The sequence below is a fragment of the Aliishimia ponticola genome, assembly GCF_004803475.1.
In the GTDB taxonomy this organism is placed as follows: Bacteria; Pseudomonadota; Alphaproteobacteria; order Rhodobacterales; family Rhodobacteraceae; genus Aliishimia; species Aliishimia ponticola.
This window is the reverse complement of record NZ_SRKY01000003.1, coordinates 341,898-366,888: the sequence shown is the minus strand read 5'-3', so window position 1 is coordinate 366,888 and position 24,991 is coordinate 341,898. Positions and strand designations below refer to the sequence as shown.

22 protein-coding genes are annotated in these 24,991 nt (G+C 63.4%); 4 read left to right on the top strand and 18 right to left on the bottom strand.

Annotated features, from left to right (window positions below):
* Nucleotides 1–246 precede the first annotated feature (246 nt).
* From E4Z66_RS12945 to E4Z66_RS12930, 4 genes are all read right to left on the bottom strand, one after another.
* Nucleotides 247–1,434, bottom strand: coding sequence for a CaiB/BaiF CoA transferase family protein (locus E4Z66_RS12945; protein ID WP_168797798.1), 1,188 nt, complete (start codon nucleotides 1,432–1,434; stop codon nucleotides 247–249).
* A complete protein-coding gene (locus E4Z66_RS12940; RefSeq protein ID WP_136463438.1) occupies nucleotides 1,421–3,034 on the bottom strand; it encodes a thiamine pyrophosphate-binding protein in 1,614 nt (537 codons plus the stop codon). The genes E4Z66_RS12945 and E4Z66_RS12940 overlap by 14 nt, the downstream gene beginning before the upstream one ends.
* A 65-nt stretch (nucleotides 3,035–3,099) precedes the next feature.
* Nucleotides 3,100–3,672 (bottom strand): GcrA family cell cycle regulator, encoded by a 573-nt coding sequence (locus E4Z66_RS12935; RefSeq protein ID WP_136463437.1) that lies wholly within the window; start codon nucleotides 3,670–3,672, stop codon nucleotides 3,100–3,102.
* A 67-nt stretch (nucleotides 3,673–3,739) separates the two neighbouring features.
* Nucleotides 3,740–4,648 carry a DMT family transporter gene (locus tag E4Z66_RS12930; RefSeq protein ID WP_136463436.1) on the bottom strand — a complete coding sequence of 303 codons (909 nt, stop codon included), beginning with the start codon at nucleotides 4,646–4,648 and terminating at the stop codon, nucleotides 3,740–3,742.
* Nucleotides 4,649–4,900: 252 nt separating this feature from the next.
* On the opposite strand from E4Z66_RS12930, the gene E4Z66_RS12925 reads away from it, so the two are divergent.
* Nucleotides 4,901–6,073 (top strand): aspartate aminotransferase family protein, encoded by a 1,173-nt coding sequence (locus E4Z66_RS12925; RefSeq protein WP_136463435.1) that lies wholly within the window; start codon nucleotides 4,901–4,903, stop codon nucleotides 6,071–6,073.
* Nucleotides 6,074–6,135: 62 nt separating this feature from the next.
* The gene (argF, locus tag E4Z66_RS12920) at nucleotides 6,136–7,062 is read left to right on the top strand and encodes an ornithine carbamoyltransferase (protein ID WP_136463434.1); all 927 of its coding nucleotides are present in this window, start codon (nucleotides 6,136–6,138) and stop codon (nucleotides 7,060–7,062) included.
* 36 nt (nucleotides 7,063–7,098) lie between these two features.
* Here the strand turns inward: argF and E4Z66_RS12915 are convergent, their stop codons facing one another.
* The 6 genes from E4Z66_RS12915 to trxB form a co-directional block, all read right to left on the bottom strand.
* Nucleotides 7,099–8,166 carry a Hint domain-containing protein gene (locus E4Z66_RS12915; RefSeq protein ID WP_136463433.1) on the bottom strand — a complete coding sequence of 356 codons (1,068 nt, stop codon included), beginning with the start codon at nucleotides 8,164–8,166 and terminating at the stop codon, nucleotides 7,099–7,101.
* 164 nt (nucleotides 8,167–8,330) lie between these two features.
* On the bottom strand, nucleotides 8,331–10,034 hold the full coding sequence (locus E4Z66_RS12910) for a bifunctional sulfate adenylyltransferase/adenylylsulfate kinase (RefSeq protein WP_246036019.1): 1,704 nt from the start codon (nucleotides 10,032–10,034) through the stop codon (nucleotides 8,331–8,333).
* A gap of 129 nt (nucleotides 10,035–10,163) precedes the next feature.
* The gene (locus E4Z66_RS12905; protein WP_136463431.1) at nucleotides 10,164–11,504 is read right to left on the bottom strand and encodes a cytochrome P450; all 1,341 of its coding nucleotides are present in this window, start codon (nucleotides 11,502–11,504) and stop codon (nucleotides 10,164–10,166) included.
* A gap of 88 nt (nucleotides 11,505–11,592) precedes the next feature.
* Nucleotides 11,593–13,257: an adenylate/guanylate cyclase domain-containing protein gene (locus E4Z66_RS12900; RefSeq protein ID WP_136463430.1), complete on the bottom strand. Its 1,665-nt coding sequence runs from the start codon at nucleotides 13,255–13,257 to the stop codon at nucleotides 11,593–11,595.
* 49 nt (nucleotides 13,258–13,306) lie between these two features.
* Nucleotides 13,307–14,329: a GGDEF domain-containing protein gene (locus E4Z66_RS12895; protein WP_168797797.1), complete on the bottom strand. Its 1,023-nt coding sequence runs from the start codon at nucleotides 14,327–14,329 to the stop codon at nucleotides 13,307–13,309.
* 109 nt (nucleotides 14,330–14,438) lie between these two features.
* Nucleotides 14,439–15,404, bottom strand: coding sequence for a thioredoxin-disulfide reductase (gene trxB / locus E4Z66_RS12890; RefSeq protein ID WP_136463428.1), 966 nt, complete (start codon nucleotides 15,402–15,404; stop codon nucleotides 14,439–14,441).
* Nucleotides 15,405–15,589: 185 nt separating this feature from the next.
* Here trxB and E4Z66_RS12885 point away from each other — a divergent pair, with 185 nt between their 5' ends.
* The gene (locus tag E4Z66_RS12885; RefSeq protein WP_136463427.1) at nucleotides 15,590–16,090 is read left to right on the top strand and encodes an Lrp/AsnC family transcriptional regulator; all 501 of its coding nucleotides are present in this window, start codon (nucleotides 15,590–15,592) and stop codon (nucleotides 16,088–16,090) included.
* A 55-nt stretch (nucleotides 16,091–16,145) separates the two neighbouring features.
* Here E4Z66_RS12885 and E4Z66_RS12880 read toward each other — a convergent pair whose 3' ends face one another.
* The 4 genes from E4Z66_RS12880 to lgt form a co-directional block, all read right to left on the bottom strand.
* Nucleotides 16,146–16,769 (bottom strand): Hint domain-containing protein, encoded by a 624-nt coding sequence (locus E4Z66_RS12880; protein ID WP_246036018.1) that lies wholly within the window; start codon nucleotides 16,767–16,769, stop codon nucleotides 16,146–16,148.
* A gap of 850 nt (nucleotides 16,770–17,619) precedes the next feature.
* On the bottom strand, nucleotides 17,620–18,375 hold the full coding sequence (pgeF, locus tag E4Z66_RS12875) for a peptidoglycan editing factor PgeF (RefSeq protein ID WP_136463425.1): 756 nt from the start codon (nucleotides 18,373–18,375) through the stop codon (nucleotides 17,620–17,622).
* Nucleotides 18,372–19,427 (bottom strand): class I SAM-dependent methyltransferase, encoded by a 1,056-nt coding sequence (locus E4Z66_RS12870; RefSeq protein ID WP_136463424.1) that lies wholly within the window; start codon nucleotides 19,425–19,427, stop codon nucleotides 18,372–18,374. The genes pgeF and E4Z66_RS12870 overlap by 4 nt, the downstream gene beginning before the upstream one ends.
* The gene (gene lgt / locus E4Z66_RS12865; protein ID WP_136463423.1) at nucleotides 19,424–20,320 is read right to left on the bottom strand and encodes a prolipoprotein diacylglyceryl transferase; all 897 of its coding nucleotides are present in this window, start codon (nucleotides 20,318–20,320) and stop codon (nucleotides 19,424–19,426) included. The genes E4Z66_RS12870 and lgt overlap by 4 nt, the downstream gene beginning before the upstream one ends.
* A gap of 93 nt (nucleotides 20,321–20,413) precedes the next feature.
* Between lgt and E4Z66_RS12860 the strand changes: the two genes are divergently transcribed.
* Nucleotides 20,414–20,659 (top strand): accessory factor UbiK family protein, encoded by a 246-nt coding sequence (locus E4Z66_RS12860; protein ID WP_136463729.1) that lies wholly within the window; start codon nucleotides 20,414–20,416, stop codon nucleotides 20,657–20,659.
* 78 nt (nucleotides 20,660–20,737) lie between these two features.
* Here E4Z66_RS12860 and E4Z66_RS12855 read toward each other — a convergent pair whose 3' ends face one another.
* The 4 genes from E4Z66_RS12855 to E4Z66_RS12840 are packed head-to-tail and all read right to left on the bottom strand — an operon-like array spanning nucleotide 20,738 to nucleotide 24,987.
* Nucleotides 20,738–22,630: a beta-galactosidase gene (locus E4Z66_RS12855; RefSeq protein WP_246036017.1), complete on the bottom strand. Its 1,893-nt coding sequence runs from the start codon at nucleotides 22,628–22,630 to the stop codon at nucleotides 20,738–20,740.
* Nucleotides 22,630–23,493 (bottom strand): SMP-30/gluconolactonase/LRE family protein, encoded by an 864-nt coding sequence (locus E4Z66_RS12850; RefSeq protein WP_136463421.1) that lies wholly within the window; start codon nucleotides 23,491–23,493, stop codon nucleotides 22,630–22,632. The genes E4Z66_RS12855 and E4Z66_RS12850 overlap by 1 nt, the downstream gene beginning before the upstream one ends.
* Complete coding sequence (locus E4Z66_RS12845; protein WP_136463420.1) at nucleotides 23,471–24,094, bottom strand: 2-dehydro-3-deoxy-6-phosphogalactonate aldolase; 624 nt, start codon at nucleotides 24,092–24,094, stop codon at nucleotides 23,471–23,473. The genes E4Z66_RS12850 and E4Z66_RS12845 overlap by 23 nt, the downstream gene beginning before the upstream one ends.
* A gap of 5 nt (nucleotides 24,095–24,099) precedes the next feature.
* Entirely contained in the window at nucleotides 24,100–24,987 is an 888-nt protein-coding gene (locus tag E4Z66_RS12840) for a 2-dehydro-3-deoxygalactonokinase (RefSeq protein ID WP_136463419.1), read from the bottom strand.
* Nucleotides 24,988–24,991: the final 4 nt, after the last annotated feature.

Sequence of the window (24,991 nt, the reverse complement as noted above, 5' to 3'; positions counted from 1 at the left end):
GTACGGCGCGTGGGCGATGACGCCTATCGGCTGGTGCGGCGTAGTGAAAGCCTGTCTTCTTGTCGGTCTCTTAGGTGAGGCCAAAATATTTCCCGTCAACCAGTTTATTGTTGTCTCAACATCTTAAGGTTATTTCAGCGTATGGTGACAGGTCAACGAAATTGATACACGCGAAAAGGGAACGCCCCGCGCCGAAAGGGCGCAGGGGGGCCGTGATCTGGCGCAGGACGCCGGTCCTTGTCGGCCTTAATCGTCCTCGCCCAGCATCTTGAGAACCGCGTCACTGTCCTGCCCGAACCGCGGCGGCGCAAGATCGTACCTGACAGGGGTGCGCGACAGCTTCAGCGGGTTGGCGAGCAGTTTGACATGGCCGCCTTTCACAGCGGCGGGCACCTCGCGCACGGTTTCGCGCGCAACCGCCTGATCCGAGGTCAGCGCCTCTTTCACCGTATTGATCGGCCCGGCGGGCACCAGCGCGTCTTGGCACCGGCGCAGCACTTCGGCCTTTGGCAATTTCGCAAGGGTCGCCGCGATCTGCGGTATCAGCACCTCGCGGTTTTCGATCCGGGCAAGGTTGGTGCGATAGGCGTCATCCTCCGCCAAGGACTGCAATCCGAAGGCATCGCAGAACCGGGCAAACTGCCCGTCATTGCCAACCGCAAGCAGGAACCAGCCATCGGCGGTCTCGAACGCTTCGTAGGGCACGATATTGGGATGCGCATTGCCGCGCCGCACCGGTTCCTTGCCAGAGGTCAGGAAATTCGTGCCTTCGTTGATCAGCCAGGCCATCTGAGCATCGACCAGCGCCAAGTCGATATGCTGACCTTCGCCCGTCGCATCCCGGTGCCGGAGCGCGGCGAGAATACCGATGCAGGCATACATCCCGCACATTACATCCGCGATGCCAACGCCCACCTTCATCGGTGCGCCATCCGGGTCGCCCGTCAGCGACATGATGCCGCCAAAGCCCTGCGCCATCAGGTCATAGCCCGGCTGGCTCCGGTTCGGCCCGGTCTGCCCGTAGCCGGAGATAGAGCAATAGACGAGCCCGGGATGCGCGGCGAGCATCGTCTCGTGATCCAGCCCGTATTTCTTGAGCCCGCCGGGTTTGTAATTCTCGATCACCACATCGGCCCGCGCCGCCAGCTTTCGGATCGTGTCCTGACCCTCTGGGGTGGACAGGTCCACTGCGATGGATTGCTTGTTGCGATTGGCCGCCATGAAATATGCCGACAGGTCAGAACGAGTCCCATCGGGGTTCAGCGCATAGTTCGGGCCCCAGCTGCGGGTATCATCGCCGCCGGTCTTCGGGTTCTCCACCTTGATGACCCTCGCGCCGAAATCGCCCAAAAGCTGGGTGGCGGTCGGCCCTGCGAGGATACGGGACAGGTCCAGAACAACCAGCCCGTCAAGCGCGCCTTTAGATTCGGCCATCATAGGCTCCTTTATCGATATGTGCGGCGATGACCGTGAAGGTCGGGGCCGTCATGGCATCTGTCAACGCGGTGCGCAGGCTGTCACGGTCGCGCACATCCACGCCCGCGCCGCCAAAGGCCCGGCCCATCGCGGCGAAGTCATGCACCGCGAAATCCACGCCCGCATTGGCAAGCTGACGTTCGCGCTGCTTCTTCTCGATCAGGGCAAGCGCGCCGTCCACGAAGACCAGAAAGATCGGTTTCAGCTTCAGTTCGGCGGCGGTTGCCAATTCGCCCGCGATCATCAGAAAGCCCGCATCGCCCGAGAAAGAGATCACAGGGCGGTCCGGCTCCATCAAGGCGGCGCCGATGGCAAGGGGCAGGGCGCAGCCCATCGTGCACAGGCCCGACGACTGCATCAGCCCGCGCGGCTCATAGCAGGTCCATTGCTGCGACAGCAGGATGCGATGCGCGCCGCTATCGGCGGTGGCAAGCGTATCCTGCGGCAGCGTGCTGCGGCACACATCCACGATCGCATTCGGCCCCCACTCCGCATCCGCCGGGAAGGCCTCTGCTAAAGCGGTCTTGCAGGCGGCCACTTCGCCGCCGGGCCATGTGTCTTGCGGCGAGGCGCTGGACAATGCGTGCAGGGTTGGGGCAACCGGTCCGATCACGTTCAGCGTGGCCTGATGCATGTAATGGTCGTTGGGTACGGGCGCGATATCGATCACCCGCTGCTGCGCCGGATCCCACGGATCGCGCCAGCCTGGACGCATCTCAATCGGGTCGTAGCCCGCGCAAAGGATCAGGTCCGCGCTTTGCACCAGCGGCAGCAAGTGGCGATCCGCCAGCGGCGATAGCCCGGCCCCGCCAAGACACAGCGGATGGTCTTCGGGCAAGGTGCCCTTGGCCTTGTAGCTTGTGATCAGCGCAATCCCGTAGCGTTCGCAGAACGCCGCAATGGCCGGTTCCGCGCCTTGGTTCATCGCATCGACGCCCGCGATCATCAGCGGACGACGCGCTTCGGTCAGCCAGCCGGTCGCAAGCGCCAGATCATCACCGCTGAGGCCGGTCTGCGCCGCGGCGACACGGGCAGCAGGCGCGGCGGCGGGCAGCTTCGCATCCGCGACAGAGATCGGCACATCGACATATACCGGACCCATCCGCCCCTCCAGCGCGAGGCTGACGGCCTTGTCGGCCTGCACATGCGCCGCCCCTGCGGTCATGCCGAAGGTCGCCTTGGTGATCGGGGCCAGAACCGCCCGCTGATCCAGCACCTGATGGGTGTAGGTTTCGGCCTCATCGCTGTCGATGCTGCCCGCCAAGACGATCAGCGGCACCCGGTCCTGATGGGCATTGGCAATGGCGTTCACGCCGTTCAGCAATCCCGGCCCAACAGTGGCCACAAGGATGCCGGGCGCACCGGATCGGTGCCACGCGGCCTCGGCCATGAAGGCGGCGGCGTTTTCGTGCTTGGCAAGGACGAACCGGATTCCCGCCCGCTCCAAAGCATCGACAATGGTGAGAACCTCGCCTCCGGGCATCCCAAAGGCAAAGCGGCAGCCCGCGGCATGAAGGCGGCGGGCAAGGGCATCGGCGGCGCGGATCGTGTCAGTCATGCTCCCGCAGGTTCCACGGCAGCGCGCCACATGCAAGTGACAGATATGTGCGGGATTGTTTCAGCTTAGCGACGGCGGTCGCGGCGCGAACTCATCGGCTGGAAGGCAACGCCCACATGCGCTTCGCAATAGGGTTTGCCCTGCTGCACCGGAAGGCCGCAGAACCAGAAATCATCCGTCGCCGGGTCGCCCACCGGCCATTTGCAGGTCCGCTCGGTCAGTTCCATCAGCGTCAGCTTCTTGGCCTTCTTTTCGACCTCGCTCACCTTGGCAAGCGCCTCGGGGCTGATTTCGTTCGCGGAAGGCTGCGGCGGCAGCGGTTGGCCTGCCGGAATGATCTGCTTGCGCGCCGGGGTCGTGGCCGGGCGTGTTTCGGGCACCGGCGCGGCTTCGACCGGCTCTGCCGGTTTGGCCTTGGCGCGTGGCTTGGGTTCGGCCTTGGGCGCGGGCTTGGCCTTGGCTTCCGCCTTGGGCTGGCTGGTCGCGCCGCCGGTGCGGTTGGACAGACCCAGCCGGTGCACCTTACCGATAACCGCATTCCGCGTCACGCCGCCAAGTTCCTTGGCAATCTGGCTGGCGGATTGTCCTTCGCCCCACATTTTCTTGAGCTTTTCTACGCGGTCATCAGTCCAGGACATACGGTTTCCTTGTTCTTGGCGCGTCTCGCCGTGTCAGCGTCTCATTTAAAACGCCGGGAAGGCAGGATCAAGGCGTCATACCCGTGCGGCGTGTCTTTCGGGCCAGTTGTGCTTCGCGCCACGCCAGAAGCACCGCGCCGCCAAGAATGATGCCCGCGCCCAGCACCGTGATCGCGTCGGGCCAGACGGCAAATGCCAGACCGTCCCAAAGGGCGGCGAAAATCAATGTGGCATAGCTGAAGGGCGCGACGAAACTGGCGTCACCGCGCGCCATGCCGTTGACGAAACAGGCCTGCGCCGCGGCCATGGCGATGCCGACCCCGGCAAGAGCCAGCCATTGCGCGCCCGTGGGTGCCTGCCAAACAGGCAGCACGGCGGCGGTGGCGATGCACAGACCGATCGCGTTGTTGATCAGCAGGATCTGCAAAGGCGGCTCGCGGGTCGACAGCTTGCGGATAAAGATCAGCTCCAGCCCCATGACCACCGCCGCCCCAAGCGCCAGCAGCGCGGCGGGCTGAAAGCTGTCCGGCGTCGGGCGCAGCAGCACCAGCGCGCCAATCAGCGCGACCCCGGCGGCGCCCCACCGCACTGGACCGACCTTTTCGCCCAGCAAGGGGATGGCTAGGATCATGCAGAACACCGGGTTCAGAAACGAGATCGCCGTCGCGTCCGCCAGCGGAATGAACGCGACCGAGGCGAACATCAGGCTAACGCCCGCCCAGCCCAGACTGGTGCGCGCCACATGCAAACGCCAATGCACCCCCGAAGGACGCAGCCCGCGCGCGGCAGCAACGCTGGCAATGGCGAGAAAGGCAAAGAGAAACCGCCCGTGGCTGATTTGCAAGGCGGGCAGGGGCGGGCCAAACGTGTCCGTCCCCAAAGCCTTGGCGAGCAAGGTCGTCAGGGCGATAAAGGCGGTGGCGCACAAAATCAGTGCGGCGGCCAAAAGGGGGGCAGGGGCGCGCGGCTCGAACATGATAGATGTCTGGCGGGCCGCGCGGGCGGTTTCAAGCGCCGAATATGCTTGCATCGCGGCAAAATTTACGGCACCGCTGCGGGCATGAACATGAACGCTCACAATCTTCGACGTAGCGCGCGCGGCTGACCCCGCGCTTTTCGTGTTGCTTTCAGGATGCGCCTGCGTCCTTCTCCCCTACAACTTGACCCGCCGCAGCGCCTGTTGCATGAGTTTCACTCCGCTTGCGGGTATTTTCCAAGGATCAGTCCCATGATTTCTTCCGTTTTGCCGACCTATAACAGAGCGCCCATGGCCTTTGAAAAAGGCGAGGGTGTTTGGCTTATCGACGGGTCGGGGCGCCGATACCTTGATCTGGGCGCGGGGATCGCGGTCAACGCACTGGGCCATGCGCATCCGGCGCTGGTGGCGGCGCTGACCGAACAGGCGGGGCAGCTTTGGCATACGTCGAACCTCTACCGCGTGCCGCAGCAGGAAAAGCTGGCCGACAAGCTGGTGGACGAAACCTTCGCCGACACCGTTTTCTTCTGCAATTCCGGCACCGAGGCCTGCGAATTGGCGGTGAAGATGGCGCGCAAATACTGGTATGACAAAGGCCAACCGGAACGGACCGAGATCATCGCGTTCTCTGGCTCGTTTCATGGCCGGTCCTCGGCCGGGATCGCGGCTGCCGGGTCCGAGAAAATGACCAAGGGCTTCGGCCCGCTGCTGCCCGGGTTCACGCACCTGCCATGGGGCGATCACGCGGCACTCAAAGCGGCGGTGTCGGACAAGACCGCCGCCATCCTGATCGAACCGGTGCAGGGCGAAGGCGGCATCGTGCCAATGCCCGACGAAGACCTGCGCGCCATGCGGGCGCTGTGCGACGAAACCGGCACGCTTCTCATCCTTGACGAGGTGCAATGCGGCGTGGGCCGGACCGGCAAGCTTTTTGCGCATGAATGGGCGGGGATCACTCCGGATATCATGATGGTTGCCAAGGGCATTGGCGGCGGGTTCCCATTGGGCGCTGTTCTGGCGACGGAAAACGCCGCTTCGGGCATGACGGCAGGCACCCACGGGTCCACCTATGGCGGCAACCCTCTGGGCTGCGCGGTGGGCAATGCGGTGCTGGGTATCGTCGCCGATCCTGCCTTTCTGGCCGAAGTGAACCGCAAGGCGGGCCTGATGCGCCAGCGCCTCGAAGGGCTTGTCGCCGCGCATCCGGATGTGTTCGACAGCGTGCGCGGATCTGGCCTGATGCTGGGGCTGAAATGCAAGGCACCCAATACCGATCTGGTCGCGGCGGGCTACGAGGAAGACGTCCTCACCGTTCCAGCGGCCGATAACGTGGTGCGCCTGTTGCCGGCCCTGACCATCACCGACGAAGAAATCGGCGAAGCGGTCAACCGGCTTGATCGTGCGGCCACCCGCCTGTCTGCCTGACTTTGACATAAGATAGCGGCGGGGCTGGATTGCTTCGCCGCGCCGAAAAAGCGAACGGATTTATGAACCACTTTCTTGATATTCACACGACCGACAAAGCCGACCTGCGCGCGATGATAGACCATGCTCGCGCCATGAAGGACGCGCGGGCGGGCCGCCCCAAGGGCGTGCCGGATGACGACCGCGCGCTGGACGGGCGGATGGTCGCGCTGATCTTTGAAAAGCCGTCGACGCGGACACGGGTATCGTTTGATGTCGGTGTGCGCCAGATGGGCGGGCAGACCATGGTGCTGTCGGGCAGCGAAATGCAGCTTGGCCATGGCGAGACAATCGCCGACACCGCCCGCGTGCTGTCACGCTATGTCGATATGATCATGATCCGGACCTTCGATGAAAGCGTCCTGCAAGAGATGGCGGAATATGCCGATGTGCCGGTGATCAATGGGCTGACCGACCGGACCCATCCCTGCCAGATCATGGCCGATGTGATGACCTATGAGGAACATCGCGGACCGATTGCCGGGATCAAGGCGACGTGGTGCGGCGATGGCAACAATGTCTGCGCCAGCGTGATGCATGCCGCCGCCCAGTTCGGGTTCGACATCACGTTCACCGGCCCGATGCAACTGGACCCGGAAGCTGAATGGCAAAAGCTGGTGCGCGACAGCGGCCAAAGTTTCAAGGTCGAACGGGATGCAGAGAAAGCCGTCGAGGGCGCGGACCTGATCTTTGCCGATACCTGGGTGTCGATGCATGACGCACAATCGGCGCGCGAACGCCGCCACAACATGCTGCGCCCCTATCAGGTGAATGACGCGCTTATGGCCAAGGCAAAGCCCGACGCATTGTTCATGCATTGTCTGCCCGCGCATAGGGAAGAGGAGGTGACCTCTTCTGTCATGGATGGTCCGAACTCCGTCGTGTTCGACGAGGCAGAGAACCGCCTGCACGCGCAAAAGGCCGTCATGCGCTGGTGCCTCGGCGTCTGAACAACGCGCCAAGGCGGCGTTGGCTGGGCAAGCAGTTCAGCAGAAGGCGGGATTTGCCTGCGCGTCGCCGCGCGGTGGGCTGATCAGCCGGGCGGCGTTGTCGTCGTCCGCACCCATCGCATTCAGCAGCAACTCTGCCTCTTTGCGTTTCAGGATCGGATACCGCGCTGCCGGGAACCGGCCACATGTGGCTTTGGTCAGGCCGGCCTGTGCGCAAGATGGCAGGTTCCGCAGCCCCCAAGGGCCGGGATGATAGCTTTCGCAATACAGACCCGGCACTTCCAATACCTCGTGGTCGGCGCACATCAGGTGGACATAATTGGCTGGCGGGCGCTGGGCGATATGCACGCCCGCCCGCCCGACAAGCGCCCCGGCGGCGATCAACACATCCGCGCTGCCAAACATCAGATCGGCCAGCGGCGAAGACATCAGAAGATTATGCGCCCGTGACAGCCGGATCGGCAGTTGCGCCCCGAACGCGCCCTGCGGGATCACCACGGGGGGCTGGGTTGCGGTGAACCGGACCGTCCAGACAAGCGGTTTCTCCCCCCGCAGGGTCGTGACCAGATCGCCTTCGCGCAATTCGCCGGCGGCGCGCCAGCCATGCGGGGTGCGGATTGGCACGTCATCGGCGAAGCACAGCATGTCATCCAGCGCGTCGATGGTTGCCCCCGTATACTCGACCGCGCGCAGCGTCCCAAGCGTGGCAGATGTGAAATCGCTGGGATAGGTGTCCGCCGGAAAATACCCGTCAAGAATGCGCACGCCGTAATTTCCGGTTTCCGACAGAATAACCACCAGTGGGAGAGTATATTCCACGCCATTGGCGATAACGGTGGAACCGTCGTAGATTGCGACTTCTTGCGGGGCATAGACCGCGCCGTTATAGACCATCCCTTCGCCCGCGGCGGTGGTGGTCCCGTCATCGGCATCCAGATCATAGACGATGCCATCGCCGTCGAGATCCCGCAGACCGTATTCCAAATAGGTCGCGGTCGAAACGGCCATCCCGTTCAGGCTGGCATCCAGATTGTTATCGTCGGTCGGATCGAACCCCGCCAAAGACGTGGGTTGCAACCAGGCCCAGTGAACGGCGTCGGCCATGTCATCACCTCTTGTGGAACCAAGAGGATAGAATGGTGACGTTAAACTTCCGTTGAATGCGATGAAAGTTTGGGCGGCCCCGGCGCAGCCTGTTGCCGCAAGAAAAAAGGCCCTGCGTTTCCGCAGGGCCTTGAACCGTCATCCAGATCGCAACTGAGCCGCCTTTAGATCAGGCCCATGCTTTCCAGTTTAAGCAGCACCTGATGCGCGCAGTTGTCGACTTCGACATTTTCCGTCTCGACGCGCAGCTCGGGGTTCTCGGGTACATCGTAGGGGTCGGAGATGCCGGTGAACTCCTTGATCTTGCCCTCGCGCGCCAGCTTGTACAGGCCTTTGCGGTCACGGCGTTCGCATTCCTCGATGGTGGTCGCGACGTGAACTTCGACAAAGGCACCGAACTGTTCGATATCCTCGCGCACCGCGCGGCGGGTGGTGGCATAAGGCGCGATGGGCGCACAGATGGCGATGCCGCCGTTCTTGGTGATCTCGGACGCGACATAGCCGATGCGGCGGATGTTCAGGTCGCGGTGCTCTTTCGAAAAGCCCAGCTCGCTCGACAGGTTCTTGCGCACGATGTCGCCATCCAGCAGCGTCACCGGGCGGCCGCCCATTTCCATCAGCTTGACCATCAGCGCGTTGGCGATGGTGGATTTGCCCGAACCGGAGAAACCGGTGAAGAACACGGTAAAGCCCTGCTTGGAGCGCGGCGGCTTGGTGCGGCGCAGTTCCTTCACCACTTCGGGGAAGGAGAACCATTCGGGGATTTCCAGACCTTCGGCCAGACGGCGGCGCAGTTCGGTGCCAGAGATGTTCAGGATGGTCACATCATCCTTGTCGGCAATCTCGTCGGCGGGCTCGTACTGGGCGCGTTCCTGCACATAGACCATGTGCTTGAAGTCGACCATTTCGCAGCCGATCTCGGACTGGTGCGCGCGGTAAAGGTCCTGCGCATCGTAGGGGCCGTAGAAATCTTCCCCGGCGGAGTTCTTGCCCGGGCCAGCATGGTCGCGGCCCACGATGAAATGGGTGCAGCCGTGATTGGCGCGGATCAGGCCGTGCCAGACTGCTTCGCGCGGGCCCGCCATACGCATGGCTAGGTTCAGCAGCGACATTGTGGTGGTGGACTGGGGATATTTGTCCAGAACCGCCTCATAGCAACGCACGCGGGTGAAGTGATCCACATCGCCGGGCTTGGTCATGCCGACGACCGGGTGGATCAGCAGGTTGGCTTCGGCCTCTTTCGCGGCGCGGAAGGTCAGTTCCTGATGCGCGCGGTGCAGCGGGTTACGGGTCTGGAAGGCGACGATCTTGCGCCAGCCGAGCTTGCGGAAATAGGCGCGCAGCTCGTTCGGGCTGTCGCGGCGGCCGCGGAAATCGTAATGCACCGGCTGCTGGATACCAGTCACCGGGCCACCCAGATAGATCTTGCCCGCCGTGTTGTGCAGGTAGTTCACCGCCGGGTGCGCATCGTCATCGGCGCCAAAGACCTTCTCGGCCTCGCGCGCCTTGTTCGGCTCCCAGCGGTCGGTCACGGTCATGGTGGCGAGGATCACGCCCTCTTGGTCGCGCAGCGCGATGTCCTGACCCAGTTCCAGACCTTCGGCAAAGGCTTCCGACACGTCCAGCGTGATCGGCATCGGCCACAATGTGCCATCGGCCAGACGCATGTTCTCGACGACGCCGTTGTAATCCTCTTCGCTCAGAAAGCCCTTGAGCGGGTTGAACCCGCCATTCATCAGTAATTCCAGATCGCAGATCTGCCGAGGGGTCAGGTCATGGCTGACCAGATCGGCTGCCTCCGACTTGAGTTTTTGCGCGCTTTCATAGGAAACATACAGTTCCGGGATCGGAGCCAAATTCGCCAACATCGGTAAAGGACTTTCGTTCAGGTTTGCGTCGATACGCCGGGTCATTCCCGGTTCGCGGGTCCGATACACCGCGTTTGTGGCAAAAGTCCAGCAATGCTGTGGATTCGGCGTAAACAGGCCTGAAGGCTGTCAGCTGCGCGGGATCAGCCGGATGGGCAGTTCCCCGACCGGGCGCGGCACCGGCAGGCGACGCCACTTCACGGGCCGCTTTCCCACCGCTTCGATCCGGTAACGGGCCAACAGGTGACGGAAGAAGATCTTCACCTCCAGATTGGCGAAATGCATCCCAATACACTTATGCGCACCGCCGCCAAACGGGGCCCAGACATGCCGTGCGCCATGATGCTCGGCGCGGTTAGGAGAGAACCGATCCGGGTCGAAGACTTCCGGGTCGCTGTAATGCTCGGGCGACATCATGACGGTGGCGGGCAGACAGCTGACCCAGGTGCCCGCCGGGATGTGGGTGCCCTTCCAGACGAAATCCTGCGTTGCACGGCGCGGGATGAAGGGAACGGGCGGCATCATCCGCAACGCTTCCCTGAAGACGCGGTCCGTCAGGGTCATCGCCGCAAGGCCAGCGTCGTCGATAGCGCCGGCGGGCAAAGAATCGATCTCTCCGATCAGGCGGGTCTGCCATTCGGGATGTGATGCAAGCGCGCCGACCATCGCCGCGATCGTAGAGGCCGTGGTGTCGTGCGCGGCCATCATGTGAAAGTTGAAATGGTCGAGGATCTCTGCCTCGGTCCAGCCGCCGCCACTTTCATCCTGCGCCACGCACATCTGGCTGAAGAAGTCATTACCGGGTGCAAGACGACGTTCCGGGATCAGGGCTCGGAACGTGTCCAGCAGCACAGCGCGGGCCTTCAATCCGCGGCGCAGCGCCGTGAAGGGCAGCGGTTTGCGGATCACGCCCACGCCTGCATTCACCTCATCCATGAACGCCGCGTTGATGGTTGCCACACGCGGATCATCCGGGGACAGCCCCATGAAGATCGACGTGCCGATCCGCAGGCTGAGATCCTTGATCGCGGGATAAAAGCGGAACTTCTGCGCCACCGGCCATGCGTCGATCAGGACCGGCATCAGCGCATCCATCTGGCTGCGATACCCGTCCATGACCGGCTTGCGAAAGGCCGATTGCATGATCCGGCGGTGGCGGCGGTGATCGTCGAAATCGCGCAGCATCAGGCCGCCACCGAAAATCGGCTGGATCATGTCCCAGCCGTGATGGGCCGAGAACTGCTTCTCCTTGTCGTCCAGGATCAACTCGCACGCCTCGCGCCCCGCAAGCGCGACCCGCCATTGGCCCAGCATCCGCAGCTTGTAGATCGGGCCCAGTTTCTCGGCGCAGCGCCGGTGCAGCCCGTAAGGGTCGCGCAGCAACGCCAAGGTATGGCCGACAAAGGGCAGGGCAGGAAGATGCGGAATATGGGCCAGATCGGCAGGCGACGGGGCGGTAAGACGCGACATGATCGAGGTCCTTATCGTGTGAGAACATCCGATCCTGTTCTTTCAGGCCCCGCTCAAGAAAATGGTAAACAAGCGTACGCACATTTGGCTAAAGCTCCGGCAAGCCCGCCAACACAGGCACTTTCAGCGCTGTCACAGGCTCGGCCACGCCGCGCAACGCAAGGTCAATCAGCGTGTCAGGGTCTGCTGGAATCCCCGCCGCTTCGAGAACGGGAAGCGATATCAGCCCCTCGACGCCCAATTGTTTGGTTTCCGCTTCAAGTCGGCTGGCCGCATTCACCGTGTCGCCGATCAGCGTGCGCGGGGCCAACCCGGCCGCGCCGATTTCCCCCAGAACCAGCGTGCCAAGATGCAGCGACAGCCCGATCCGCACCGGCTCTGACCCTTCTGCGCGCAGCTGCGCGTTGAAGCGTTCCAGCGCAACGCCGATCCCGCGCGCGGCCTTCACCCCCGCCTGCGCAGAGGCTTCAGAGGCCGGAAGTTCGAACACCGCCAGAAGGCCGTCGCCCAGATATTTGTCCACCGTCCCGCCCGCCGCGATGATCTCTGGCACGATGGCGTCAAAAAACCGGTTGAGCAGAAAGACCACGTCATAGGGCAGATGCCCGGTGGTGCGGGCGGTGAAGCCGCGCATATCCAGAAACAGGATCGCCAGACGCGCCTCCTTGCCCTGCGATGTGCGCGCCTGTCGCCGGCGGGCTTCGGGTTCGAACATGCGGTAGACGGTGCATGGCCCGGTCGGTCGGATCTGGCAGGCCAGCCGCGCATGTTCCGGCGCATCGACAGCGCGCAGCGCGGCGGTTTCGGCAGCAGAGGGCGGCGCGACGTGTTCGCGCCCATCCTGCAAGATTACCCGGCAGGTGGTACAGCGGCCCTTACCGCCGCACAGGCTGGTATGCGGCACCCCGGCGATCTGGCTCATCTCAAGCAGCGTCGGGCCGGGGGCGGTGCTGATGGTCGGGCCGTTCACATAGGAAATGCGCAGCGAACGGCGCGGGCTGAGGATCTGGCGCACCACATAGATCACAGCGGTCAGGCAAATCAGTGCCGCCACGGTCCAAAACAGAATGCGGGACTGGGTCAGCATGGCGCTGAACTGTTCGCGGGCGGGCCAATTGGTCGCCTCGAAGAACGCGTCGCGCTGCGCCGCCTCCGCGCCGCGCCACAGCGCGCTGGCACGCCGACCTTCGCTGATAAGACCGCTGAGCGCAAAGGCCGGAACCAGCGCGGCCACAATGGCAAACCCGCTCAGATACCGGCGCCACCACGGCAATTGCCGCAGCCACATATGCACCCCAAGACACCCGTGCAGCCATGTCAGCAGCAGCAAGATCGCCTGAAGCCAGCCGTCGCGGGTGTCCCAGATCAGCCCGGCGATATAGCTTACCGTGACATTCGTTGCGTATTGCTCGTAACTCAGCCGTGTGAAGGTCACATGGCTGGCAAGGATCAGCGGGATCGTGACGCCAAAGCCGACCTGTATCATGTCGGTGGCAGACAGCTGCAGCCTCTTGCTGAACGCGACCTTTCCCAGCGCCAGCGCCGCATGCAGGCCAAGCGCGCCATACAGCAGCAGGGTGCCGGGCAAAGAGCGGACAATCGTGGTCATGATGGCCATCATCCGATCGGCGAATTGCGGGGAAATCAGAACGCTCGCAATGTTCAGGAAATGCAGGCCGACATAGGTGAACAGGACAAGCCCGGTCGCAATCCGCGTCCGCGTCGTCCATGTGCCGCCCCATAATCCCGCCATCTTGTCCCCGCCGCCAATGCTGTGATCCTGCGGCCCGATCACCCAGCGGTCAAGCGGAGGCGGTCTGCACCTGCGCGGTCATGGGCATCACGCGGTTGCGCCCGGCATGTTTCGCGGCATAGAGCGCCTCATCCGCGCGGCGCATCATCGCCGCGACATCCGGAACGCCGGGGCCCAGGGCCGCGACGCCGAAACTGGCCGTGACGGGCACCGGAACCCCGGCGCAGTCCATCGGCATCGACGCGATCCGCTGGCGCAGGTCGTCGGCCCGGGCAAGCGCGGACGGCAAGGGCGTGCCCTGCATCACAAGGCAGAATTCTTCCCCGCCCAATCGCACAAACGTCTCCTGCCCGGTGGCGAAGTCTTGCGACACTGCAGCCACCTCGCGCAGCACGTCATCGCCGAAATCATGCCCATGGGTATCGTTGATCGCCTTGAAGTGATCCAGATCGAGGATCGCGATGGACAACGGCGTTCCGGCCTGCACCCAGGCGTCTTGTGCGGCGCGTGTCACGTCCTGAAAGTGGCGGCGATTGAAACTGCCCGTCAACGGGTCGGTGATCGAAAGATCGTTCAACTGCCGAAGCTGGTCATGCAGCAGCAGGTAAGAGGCAAGGCAGCGCGCCACCGTCTCAAGCAGGATCATCTTGCCGTCGTCAAAGGTTTCCGTCGCCCTGAAGGCAAGACCCAAGGCGCCAAGGGCTTTCCCCGCGAAAATCAGCGGCACCACCGCCACGCTGGTGATACCCCGCGATGCAAGGCGCGCCACATCTGGAAATTCCGAAGTCCGGGTTACATCCCGTTGCACCAAAGCCATTTGGGTCTGGCTGACATGGCCGAGTATCGTGTCGCGGATGCGATGCGGCTCCCCATCGACTTTGATGTCGCCGTCCTCGATTGCGTAAACGATCAACTCCTCTTGCGGGTCCAGCAGCGCCACATCGGTCCGGCTACAGGAAAAGATCACGCTGACCCAGCGGGCATAGGCTTGGATCACGTCCTCTTTGTCGTGGGATTCCGTCAACTCGATGACGAAGCCAAGCGGCAGCGTCAGTTCGTTTTCGGGCTGCATCTGATGGGACGGCACAAATAAAAAACCTACGACGTGGGTACGCCGTAGGTATATCGGGGCCGTCTAAGCGAAACATTAACGCTGCCGGGATTTTCCGGCACAGGCGGTGTTACTGCGCTGCGATCGGGGCTTCCATGCCATGTTCGGCCAGCCAGCGTTCGGCTTCCAGCGCGGCCATGCAGCCCATTCCCGCGCTCGTCACCGCCTGTCGGTATTTGTGATCGGTCAGATCGCCCGCCGCGAAGATACCGGGGATGGAGGTTTCGGTGCTGTCCGGCTTGGTCAGGACATAACCGCCCATATGAGTCTCAAGCACGTCCTTCACCAGTTCATTGGCCGGGGCGTGGCCGATGGCGACGAAGACGCCCTTGCACGCGATCTCGGTCATCTCGCCGGTCTTGACGTTCTTGACCCGCACGGCTTCCACGCCAAGCGGATCTTCGGTGCCGATGACTTCGTCCAGCTCGTGGAACCAAAGCGGTTCGATCTTGGGGTTTTTCATCAGGCGGTCTTGCAGGATGCGTTCGGCACGCAATTCGTCCCGACGGTGGATCAATGTGACCTTGGAGGCAAAATTCGTCAGGAACAGCGCTTCTTCCACGGCCGTATTGCCGCCGCCGATCACGACGATCTCTTGGCCGCGATAGAAGAACCCGTCACAGGTGGCGCAGGCCGACACGCCAAAGCCCTTGAATTTCTCTTCCGACGGCAGGCCCAGCCATTTGGCGCGCGCGCCGGTGGCCAGAATGATCGCGTCCGCCACATATTCGGTGCCACTGTCGGACTGGCACACGAAGGGGCGCTTGTCGAAATCGATGGACGAAATGATGTCGCCGATGATCTCGCAGCCCATCGCCTTGGCATGCGCCTCCATCCGAACCATCAGGTCGGGGCCTTGCACTTCGGTATCGCCGGGCCAGTTCTCGACCTCTGTGGTCGTGGTCAACTGCCCGCCGGGCTCGATCCCTTGAACCAGAATCGGCTCCAGCATCGCGCGCGACGCATACACGCCAGCCGTGTAACCCGCCGGGCCGGAGCCGATGATAAGAACCTTGGTGCGGCGTGTCTCGGCCATGTCGAACTTCCCCTCAGATGTTGCCGCATGGATATAGACCCGCGCCGCAGCGGCTTAAAGCCCCCAGTTTGCGCGGCGACTCTCACAAATGCGGTAGGTGCCGTGCCATTTTATTACCGTTCAGTGAAACAATATTGCGTGTGCAATCCGCGCTGCTATAACAATCGCAAATCAGGAGGATGCGTATGCCGAGCAATGGTCTCGACCCGATTGACCGCAAGATTCTCGCCGAATTGCAGGCAGATGGTCGAATGACGAATGTGGAACTGGCCAAGCGCGTCGGAATATCCGCTCCGCCCTGCCTGCGCCGGGTGCGCACACTGGAAGAGCAGGGGTTCATCAAAGGCTACCATGCCGATGTCGATGCCCGCTCTCTTGGGTTCGAGGTCCAGGTCTTTGTAATGGTCGGGCTGCACAGCCAGGCCAAGGACGACCTGACCGCATTCGAAGATCAGTGCCGGTCCTGGCCGCTGGTCCGCGAATGTCACATGCTGAACGGCGAAGTGGACTTCCTGCTGAAATGCACCGCGCCGGACCTGTCCAGCTTTCAGACCTTCTTGACGGACGAATTGCTGACCACCGCCAATGTGGAAAGCGTCAAGACGTCACTGGTCATCCAAGAGGCGAAAGACGTGCCCGGCGTGCCGTTCGACGTTCTCGAAGCGCGGCTGCAGAAAACCGCGTGACCCGGCAGAAAAGCCCACATCGCCAACAGCATAGCGACCCATTCCGGCGCACCCATCAGTAGGCCGCCGTCGCGAGCATCTGGTCGATCTCCGGGGCGCGCGGATGCGCCAACGGGCCGAAATCGCTGACGTGGTGGATATGCGGGAACATGGACAGGTACAGGTCGCGCAATGTGTGCGACACGGTCCGCGTTGCATTCGCGCCGGGGTGATAGGTTTCACATTCCAGACCGCCGGCATAGACCGCCGCGTGACGTTCCAAAACGATATGGAACAGCGTCACCGGAGTCGGCGGTGTCACTTCGATCACGTTCACACTGTCGACGAAATGATGCACCGGGCTCAGCACCGTTCCGGCTCCGACCTGTCCGCGCAGATGCGGCGGCGTTTGCAGGATGCGGGCGCTGGGGCCAAGTGTCAGGAAGCTGTCCGGGCGGCCTTGCCCGAAACTGTCCGCCATGACGCGCGTCAGCGGCGTGCGCCGCCCATTGGCGTCGATCGGGGCAAAACTGGCCGACCCGATCCACAGCACGCGCGCACTTTTGCCAGAGGTCGTGGCCAGCTTGTCCCCCGGTTGCAGGTCTTCGATCGCAATGTCGCCGAAGTCCGATTGCAGAACCGTGCCACGCGCAAAGGCTGAGAACGCCGCCTCGAACAGGGGCAGCGCGGGCACTTTCATCTGCGAAACATGGGTTGTGCCGTCCGCGCGGGCGACCGCTGTTTCCAAAACACGAAAGCCGGGCTGCGGCGACCGAGAGAGGTCGGTCGAGGAGGGGAGCCGCGGTTCGGTTGGCGCACGGCCCGCAAGAGGGGACGCGCCTGGGAAAGACGGGGGCATAACCATGTGATCACCCATTAACTGGTTGGTCACATCCGAAGCTGGCCCCCACCAGCAACGTCAGACGGACGTTTGTTCTTTAACGAGGATTAATGTGATCAGCCGCACGGCTTTCGTCAAATTTCAGGGATGATTGTATCCGCGCGCCGGAACAAAGCGGCTCACAGGGCGAAAAATGTTTCCGCTGCGCAAGACAGTCTTGCCACATTTTGATTCTTTGCGGCAAAAAAAATCCCCGCCTGAGGGAGCGGGGACCAGTGGGGGGAATACTGCTTTGGAGGTCAGGCGCTTTTCTTGAGCAGCGCCTTCGAATTTCTTTTCGCGATGAACGCGTCACGTCGCGCGCCCCGGCTCCAGGGGAGAACTGTGTCGCATTCCTTGGCTGCCTTGATGACAGACTTGATGTGCCGCTCGTTAGATTTCATGTCTGTATGCTCCTGCCTGTGGCGCGTCGTTTTGATTAACCACAAGATGCCGGGTCAATCTGACCAGATTTTGGCAATTGTTCAGAAAAATGAAACGACATCTGTGTTTCTGGCAGGGCAAGTTTGTCGCGAATGCGCCGCTTTCTGAAACTGTGTAAATTCATTGGCTTACGGGAGGAAGCGCAACAATGCTGTGAAGTTTGTCGGGATTGTTCACGTCAGATCGTGGCGCCGCAGTGGCCAAACATGCCCAAATGAGGCCAATTTTACAAAACGATGGTCGAAATCAGTCGGCCATAGTCTGCTTCTTGCGCATGTACGGACCGCCGGTAGCTGTAGAACAGCTTCGGATCGGAATAGGTGCAGTGCCGAATCCATTCGCAATGGCCCAGCCCGGCCTCGCGCAGCCGGGACAGACCGAAGGCGGGCAGGTCGAAATGCGCGCGGTCTCCATTGCCGGAGGCGAAGAAGCGCATGTTGTCCATATCCATGTCGGCGAACAGCTCGACGAATTCCGGCCCGACCTCATAGGCGCGCTGGCTGATCGAGGGGCCGATGATGGCGACGGTCCGGGCGCGGGCGGCGCCCAGTGCCTCCATCGCGTCCACCGTCGCTTCGAGCACCCCGTCAAGCGCGCCGCGCCACCCCGCATGGGCCGCGCCGATAACGCCGGCCTCATGGTCGGCGAACAGAACCGGCTGGCAGTCGGCGGTCAGGATGGACAGTGCAAGGCCCGGCACGTTTGTCACCAGCGCATCCGCTTTCGGGCGCGCGTCGCTGGGCGACAGGACGGTCACCACATCGGCGGAATGCACCTGATGCACGCCCACAAGGTGATCGGGCGCGACGCCCATCGCCTCTGCCACGCGGCCCCGGTTGATCTTGACCGCTTCTGTCTGGTCGGAACTGCCCGCCCCGCAATTGAGCCCCTCGAACACGCCCGAAGACGCACCGCCGCGACGTGTAAAGAAACCGTGGCGCAGCGGGGCAAGGTGATCGGAGGTCAGTGCTTCGAGTGTCATGGGTCCAGGCCGGGAGGTGGATGCGCAGTGTCGGGATAAAGCCCGATCACCTTGAACAGGTTTCCCATTTCATCGGGGTGGGTCAACCGCCGATGCGCGGCAATATGCGCATCCAGCGCAGCGCCCGTCAGGTTGCGCGCCAGCGCTTGCGCCCGTGCGGTGATGCCCAGCCGCTCCAGAAAGATCCCCTGCGGTGTCACGCGCGAATACCGCGCCGGGGCGCAGGCATTTGCAATCGCTTCGAAATCCACATGCGCCGTCAGGTCCGCATGGCCCGGATCGGCCAGCGGATGGACCGGTTGATGTTGGTGCAGCGCTTGCAGCGTATCGCCCAGGGATCGCCAGTCGCCGTAATCGATCAAAAGTGCAGCGCCGCCAAACTGGGCAATCTTTGCGCCGATCTGCCCCGCGATTCGTGCCGCCTCCGGGCAGGTTTCCACGATATCGCCTGGCGCGGTGTCCTCCAGCCGGTGCGCCAGCATGGGCTCCGCCTGATCCGGCCCCGCGCCAAAGACCAGATCGTCGCCATCGGCCCCGACCCGGATTTCACGCCAGCCGGTGGCATCGCGGCGAAACTGTCGGATCGGCAGGGCGTCGAAGAATTCGTTGGCTATCAGGAAGAGCGGCTGATCGGGCAGATCCTCCACTCGGTCGGCCCAGCGGACATCGTGGCCCGCTAGGGTGCCGCGCTGTACGTCCCGCATCTTTTCCGAGGCGTCGATCAACACCACGTCCGGCTGGAACCCTGGCACGCCCCGGACCGCGCGCAACACATCGCGCATGCAGGTGCCGCGACCCGGTCCCAGTTCCGCCAGCGTGATCTGCGGCGGGGCACCCTGATCCATCCATGCCTGCGCGAGGCTGAGCCCGAGCAATTCGCCGAACATCTGCGAGATTTCCGGCGCAGTGGTGAAATCCCCCGCCACGCCGAACGGATCGCGCGTGCTGTAATAACCGAACTGCGGATGCAGCAGCGCCTCGCGCATATACTCGGCAAGGCTCAGCGGCCCGTCTGATGCGATGCGGTGCAACAGTTCTCGCTTGAGGGTCATGCGGTTTGCGGCGCGCGGCGGCGGGCACGCAGGATCAGGACGACGCCCAGCAGGATCATCGGCAGCGACAGGATTTGCCCCATCGTCAGGCCATAGCCCCCGACATGCCACGCCAGACCAAGCGGATTGCCCGGCGCGATGAACTGCGCATCGGGCTGGCGCACGAATTCCACCGCAAAGCGCGCGATGCCATAGCCCGCAAAGAAGGTGCCGCAGACAAGGCCGGGGGTCTTGAGCGCGCCGCGCCGCCAGACCAGCCACAGCAATACAGCGCCCAGAAGCAGACCTTCCAAAGCCGCCTCGTAAAGCTGCGATGGGTGGCGCGTACACAGCCCCGAAAGCTGCCCGCAGGCTTGCGCCGCGTCACCCGGAAAGGCCACGCCCCAAGGCATATCGGTCGCGCGGCCCCAAAGCTCGGCATTGATGAAATTCGCGATCCGGCCCAGCAAAAGCCCCGGCGGCACACCGATCGCAATCGCATCGGCCGCCGACAGACGCGGAATGCCCTGATTGCGGGTATATACCCAACTGGCGAGGATCACGCCGATCAATCCACCATGAAAGGCCATGCCGCCTTGCCAGACCATCAGGATTTGCCCCGGATTGGCGAGGTAGAATTCCGGCTGGTAGAACAGCACATAGCCCAGCCGCCCCCCAAGGATCACGCCAAGGATGATCCATGTCAGCAGGTCTTCGATCTGTTTGGGGGTCATCGCGGGCGTGCCGGCGGGCCAAAGATGCGGGCGGCGCGCGGCCATGACCACAAGCCGCCAGCCGATCACGATGCCCACGATATAGGCCAGCGCGTACCAACGCAGGGCAAAATCCATGCCGAAAAACGAGATCGAAAAGATCTCGGGTGAGATGTCGGGAAAGGGGATCGCTCCGGTCATGGGGATCGAATGGCGACGGCGCGGGGCGAAGTCAACCTTGCGCATGCGCCCATCACGAACCATATGGAACACGAACGCATGATGGAGGGCAGAATGCAGACCCGTTCCAAGTTTTTCGACGATATGTCGCAATTGATGACCAACGCGATGGGCGTCGCGCAAGGCGCGAAGGACGAAGCCGAAACCGCGATGAAGTCCATCGTGGATCGCTGGCTGGCCGATCGCGATTTCGTAACGCGCGAAGAATTCGACGCGGTGCGGGCGATGGCGCAAAAGGCGCGCGAAGAGAACGAAGCGCTGAAGGCGCGGCTCGACGCGCTGGAAGCCGCCTCGAAGTAACGCCTCTGACATAGCGGAGCGTCCCTTGCGGGCCGCACGCCCTTTAGGGGGCGCGTGGCGGGCGTTCTCGCAATCGCGTCAACTGCGCGGCAGGATGAGCGCGTCGCAGCCGGGGACGGTGTGGCCGTCCCAGTCCACCGGGTCCAGATCGTAGTTGATCACGAAGCGGTGGCTTTCGGTGTCGCGGATGCGCAGACCCGGCGGCAGAAGTGACGGGGCCCCCGTCAAGTCCTGCACGATATCCCCCCAAAGCGCGTCGTCCGGCCATGCGGCAAGATAGTGGATCTTGCCCGCCCGGTAGAGGATCGGAATGCCGTCGCGGCGGCGCAGCGCCACCTCGGCCGTGCCACGCCCATGTTCCTGCCAGATACCGATATGCCGGTCATCCCTGACGTGCGGCGCGTAACCCTGCGGATAGCTTTCGACCTGCATGATCTGAAGGTCCAGACCGGGAATCGCGGGTCCGGGCGGATTGGGAATCTGGAAATCAGGCGTCTGCAAATTGCTACGCGGGCCCATCAGCAGTGTCGCGCCGGACGCCGTGAGCGCCTGCATCTCTGCCGCATTTAGCGTCATCAACCCCGGTGCCACGATCAGGTCATAGCCGCCGTAATCGCGCGCGGTCTCCAGCGGCAGAATGTCGATGGACATACCCGCCCGCCGCAGCGCCCGATACGCCGAGAACGCCAGATCGAAATAGTCGAACCCCGCGCCCTGAGGCAGCGTTTTCCATGCCCAATCCGATTGGTAATCGAAGATCAGCGCCACCCGCGCACTGGGAGTCAACTGCGCGGGCAAGGCGGCAAGGTCATCGGCGGCACGCTTGGCCTCGGTCAGGCCGGGGGCGGGGGTGTCATCGGGATACATCAGCCCCGCATGTAGCTGTTCCTGCGCGAAAGGGGCCTGCCGCCAGCGGAAGTAACTGACGACCTCGGCCCCGTGCGCAACGGCCTCAATCGCCCACAGACGCACCATTCCGGGGGCCGGGGCCGGGTTCGACGGGGCCCAGTTCACCGGGCCGGGCTGTTGTTCCATCACCCACCAGCGCCCCTTGCCGACCGCGCGGTAAAGATCGTGGTGAAAGGCCTGGAAATCCGGGTCTCCCTGCCGCATGAAGCGCGCCTTGTGGGCGGGCGCCGCCTCCAGTCGGTCGGATAGAAAGCCAATCGGATAGCTGTCCCAACTGGCGATATCCAGATCAGCGCCCACATCGAAGTGATCGAACTCCAGCACCCGGCCCATGTAATTGTGCAAAAGCGGCGCGTCGGTCAGCGGACGCAGCGCCGCGACCTGCCGCGCATTCCACTGCGCCACCATGTCCGACACAAAGCGGCGGTAATCCAGCTCATGCGCGGGGTTCGGCTGCGTCACCGTCAGGTTGGGCAAATCGACATCGGTCCAATCGGCATATTCCATCGACCAGAACACATTGCCCCACGCGCGGTTCAACGCCTCGGGCGATTGGTACTTGCGGGCGAGCCAGTCCCGAAACGCGTGCCTTGCGGCGTCCGAATAGCTGAGCACGGTATCGTGGCAGCCATACTCGTTGTCGATCTGCCACGCGGCGATCCGCGCATCGCGGCCATAGCGTTCGCCCAGCACACGGCACATATCGGCAGCGGCGTCACGATAGCCATCATGCGCGTGACAATAGTGCCGGCGCGATCCGAATTTGCGCGGCGCTCCAGCCGCATCGACGGCCAGCATGTCGGGAAAGCGGTCCAGCATCCAGCGCGGCGGCGTGGCTGACGGCGTGCCCAGAACGATCTTCAGTCCGGCAGAGGCCAGCACATCAATCGCCCGGTCCAGCCAGTCCCAGTCGAATACGCCGGGGCGGGGCTCGATCCGCGACCACGCAAATTCCCCGATGCGCACATGGGTAATGCCCGTATCGACCATCCGCCTGGCATCACGCGGCCACGTCTCTTCGGCCCAGTGTTCCGGGTAATAACAAACGCCGATACTGGGCATCAGAGGATCACTTTCGGTTCAGGCAGCCCTTGGCCCGCATTCGCAATCACGAAGGTCTTGCCATTATGCGGGCGGGCGGTTTTCTCGGCGGCGTCCAGTCCGACGCTGGCCGATGTCACGTAAAGGTCACGCAGCCCCGCGCCGCCAAAGGCCGGGCAAGAGGCTTGCAGGGCGGGCACCGCAAGGGCGCTTAGAAACGTGCCTTGCGGGCTGTATTGTGCCACCCGCGCCGCGCCCCATTGAGCGATCCAGATATTGCCATCCGCATCGGTCACAGCGCCATCAGGGTTCAGACCGTCAGCGGTGAGATCGATCAACACCTGCGCAGATCCCGCAGGCCAGCCGGTCTGCGGCTCCAGCGGGACGCGCATCACCTGACGGCTATGGGTGTCCGTGTAATAGGCGGCAGAGCTGTCCGGGGCGAAGCAGATCGCGTTCGATACGCTGATTTCGCCCGCGATGCGGCGCAATTCCCCGCCATAAAAGCGATAGATCGATCCCGCGCCCGGTTCGGCATGTTTGCCCATCGTCCCGATCCAGAACCCGCCCCACGGGTCCGCGCGCCCATCGTTGGAACGTGTGGCGGGCAGGTCTGCCTCAAGCGGGAAGACGACTTCGCGCGTGCCTTGGGTCAGATCAAAGCGGAACAGCGCCGTTTCCGAAGCGATCAGCAGAGTGTCGTGGTCCAGCCACCCGGCGGCAGAGACGTTTTCCTCGAACTGCCATTCGACGGGCGCGCCGCCCTGTTGCGACAGCAGCCGGCAGCCCAGAATGTCGAACCAGAAAAGTTGCTTGCGCGCGGGGTGCCACAATGGTCCCTCGCCAAGCTTGCAGATGCGGTCATCGTGACGTGCGGCGTTCATAATTCGGATCCTTGAAGGCGGCGACAATGGCGCGCGCGCGCGCGGCGACCGTGTCGGCGGACAGGCCGGGGCGATAAAGCGCAGAGCCGATGCCAAAGCCATCTGCACCCGCGCGTTGCCAATCGGCGAAATTATCCGGACCTGCGCCGCCAACGGCATAGACCTTGGTGCCTTCGGGCAGAACCGCGCGCAGCGCCTGCAAACCGCTTGGCCCGGCCATGGAGCCGGGGAACAGTTTGAGCCCATCGGCCCCGGCACCCAGCGCGGTGAAGGCTTCGGTCGGTGTGAAGATGCCCGGCCAGCTTTGCAGCCCCAGCGCCTTGGTCCGTGCGATGACGGCCGGATTGCAATTGGGCGACACGACGATATGCCCGCCGGCATCTGCCACCGCGTCGACCTCGTCCGGGGTCAGCACGGTACCCGCACCGATAACCGCCTGCGTGCCGACGGTTTGCGCCATGGCGTGAATGCTTGCCAGCGGGTCGGGCGAGTTCAGCGGCACTTCGATCGTCGTGATCCCGGCGGCGACAAGGGCGGCGGCGATCTCGGGCGCTTCGGGCGGGGTGATACCGCGCAAAATCGCGATCAGGGGGAGGGTCATCCAGTTTACTCCGTGTCCCGGCTGGCCTTGACCAGTCCGGCCTGCGTCATGGCGTCGGACTTGGCAAAGGTTGCCGAATTTCCTTGCAGGCTGAGCGCCTCGACATAGGCGCGGGCCACCGCATCTGCGCCGATCACCGCGATATTCTGGCCCAGCCAATAGGGCCGCGCGGCGGCGAGTTCCGCCCCGATCAGCAGGCCGGAGAGTTCGGCGCAGGCGCGGGCGGGTTGCGGCCCCTCCAGCAGATGCGCCGCGCGCAGACGGAACAGGCGCGCCGCCAGCGCTTCGGGGCGCGACATCGCCTCGGACGCGGCCTCTGCAAAGGCGGCAGCGTCCCAACCGGACGTATCGACCGAGTGGCGCAGCACCGACTGCCCGGCCAAAAGCGCGAAAAGCTCGCCGGTCATGAAGGTCTGAAAGCTGACGACTTCGCCCGCGCTTAGATGCACCCATTTGGTGTGGGTGCCGGGCAGGCAGATCACCCCGTCCCAACCGTCTTTGAGCGCGAGGAACCCCGCGATCTGGGTCTCTTCGCCGCGCATTACATCGGGCGGGCTGGATTGGCTGAGGCCGGGAACGATGCGCACGTCCAGCCGTGGATCCCTGGTCGGCGCACGCACCAGGGTTTCGGCCAGCGGCGCGCAGGGCACCGGGCGATAGGGTGCTTCGATCCAGCCTTGCCGCGAGCCGACCATACCGCAGCACAACACGCGCGTCGGTGTCTCGGTCAGCCACGGTTCCACCAGTTCCAGCAGAGCCGGTTCGAACCCGTCCGCTGCAAGAGTGTTCATCCCCTTGTCCGAGGCGGCCTTTGCCATGATCTCGCGCCCGGCCATCCGCCATACGCGCAGATGGGTCGTGCCCCAGTCGACTGCGATCCATTCCTTGGACATTCCG

Excerpts from the sequence above, each read along its gene's own strand:
- E4Z66_RS12945 (WP_168797798.1), bottom strand. The coding sequence starts at position 1,434 with ATGGCCGAATCTAAAGGCGCGCTTGACGGGCTGGTTGTTCTGGACCTG.
- E4Z66_RS12940 (WP_136463438.1), bottom strand. The coding sequence starts at position 3,034 with ATGACTGACACGATCCGCGCCGCCGATGCCCTTGCCCGCCGCCTTCAT.
- E4Z66_RS12935 (WP_136463437.1), bottom strand. The coding sequence starts at position 3,672 with ATGTCCTGGACTGATGACCGCGTAGAAAAGCTCAAGAAAATGTGGGGC.
- E4Z66_RS12930 (WP_136463436.1), bottom strand. The coding sequence starts at position 4,648 with ATGTTCGAGCCGCGCGCCCCTGCCCCCCTTTTGGCCGCCGCACTGATT.
- E4Z66_RS12925 (WP_136463435.1), top strand. The coding sequence starts at position 4,901 with ATGATTTCTTCCGTTTTGCCGACCTATAACAGAGCGCCCATGGCCTTT.
- argF (WP_136463434.1), top strand. The coding sequence starts at position 6,136 with ATGAACCACTTTCTTGATATTCACACGACCGACAAAGCCGACCTGCGC.
- E4Z66_RS12915 (WP_136463433.1), bottom strand. The coding sequence starts at position 8,166 with ATGGCCGACGCCGTTCACTGGGCCTGGTTGCAACCCACGTCTTTGGCG.
- E4Z66_RS12910 (WP_246036019.1), bottom strand. The coding sequence starts at position 10,034 with ATGTTGGCGAATTTGGCTCCGATCCCGGAACTGTATGTTTCCTATGAA.
- E4Z66_RS12905 (WP_136463431.1), bottom strand. The coding sequence starts at position 11,504 with ATGTCGCGTCTTACCGCCCCGTCGCCTGCCGATCTGGCCCATATTCCG.
- E4Z66_RS12900 (WP_136463430.1), bottom strand. The coding sequence starts at position 13,257 with ATGGCGGGATTATGGGGCGGCACATGGACGACGCGGACGCGGATTGCG.
- E4Z66_RS12895 (WP_168797797.1), bottom strand. The coding sequence starts at position 14,329 with ATGCAGCCCGAAAACGAACTGACGCTGCCGCTTGGCTTCGTCATCGAG.
- trxB (WP_136463428.1), bottom strand. The coding sequence starts at position 15,404 with ATGGCCGAGACACGCCGCACCAAGGTTCTTATCATCGGCTCCGGCCCG.
- E4Z66_RS12885 (WP_136463427.1), top strand. The coding sequence starts at position 15,590 with ATGCCGAGCAATGGTCTCGACCCGATTGACCGCAAGATTCTCGCCGAA.
- E4Z66_RS12880 (WP_246036018.1), bottom strand. The coding sequence starts at position 16,769 with ATGAAAGTGCCCGCGCTGCCCCTGTTCGAGGCGGCGTTCTCAGCCTTT.
- pgeF (WP_136463425.1), bottom strand. The coding sequence starts at position 18,375 with ATGACACTCGAAGCACTGACCTCCGATCACCTTGCCCCGCTGCGCCAC.
- E4Z66_RS12870 (WP_136463424.1), bottom strand. The coding sequence starts at position 19,427 with ATGACCCTCAAGCGAGAACTGTTGCACCGCATCGCATCAGACGGGCCG.
- lgt (WP_136463423.1), bottom strand. The coding sequence starts at position 20,320 with ATGACCGGAGCGATCCCCTTTCCCGACATCTCACCCGAGATCTTTTCG.
- E4Z66_RS12860 (WP_136463729.1), top strand. The coding sequence starts at position 20,414 with ATGCAGACCCGTTCCAAGTTTTTCGACGATATGTCGCAATTGATGACC.
- E4Z66_RS12855 (WP_246036017.1), bottom strand. The coding sequence starts at position 22,630 with ATGCCCAGTATCGGCGTTTGTTATTACCCGGAACACTGGGCCGAAGAG.
- E4Z66_RS12850 (WP_136463421.1), bottom strand. The coding sequence starts at position 23,493 with ATGAACGCCGCACGTCACGATGACCGCATCTGCAAGCTTGGCGAGGGA.
- E4Z66_RS12845 (WP_136463420.1), bottom strand. The coding sequence starts at position 24,094 with ATGACCCTCCCCCTGATCGCGATTTTGCGCGGTATCACCCCGCCCGAA.
- E4Z66_RS12840 (WP_136463419.1), bottom strand. The coding sequence starts at position 24,987 with ATGTCCAAGGAATGGATCGCAGTCGACTGGGGCACGACCCATCTGCGC.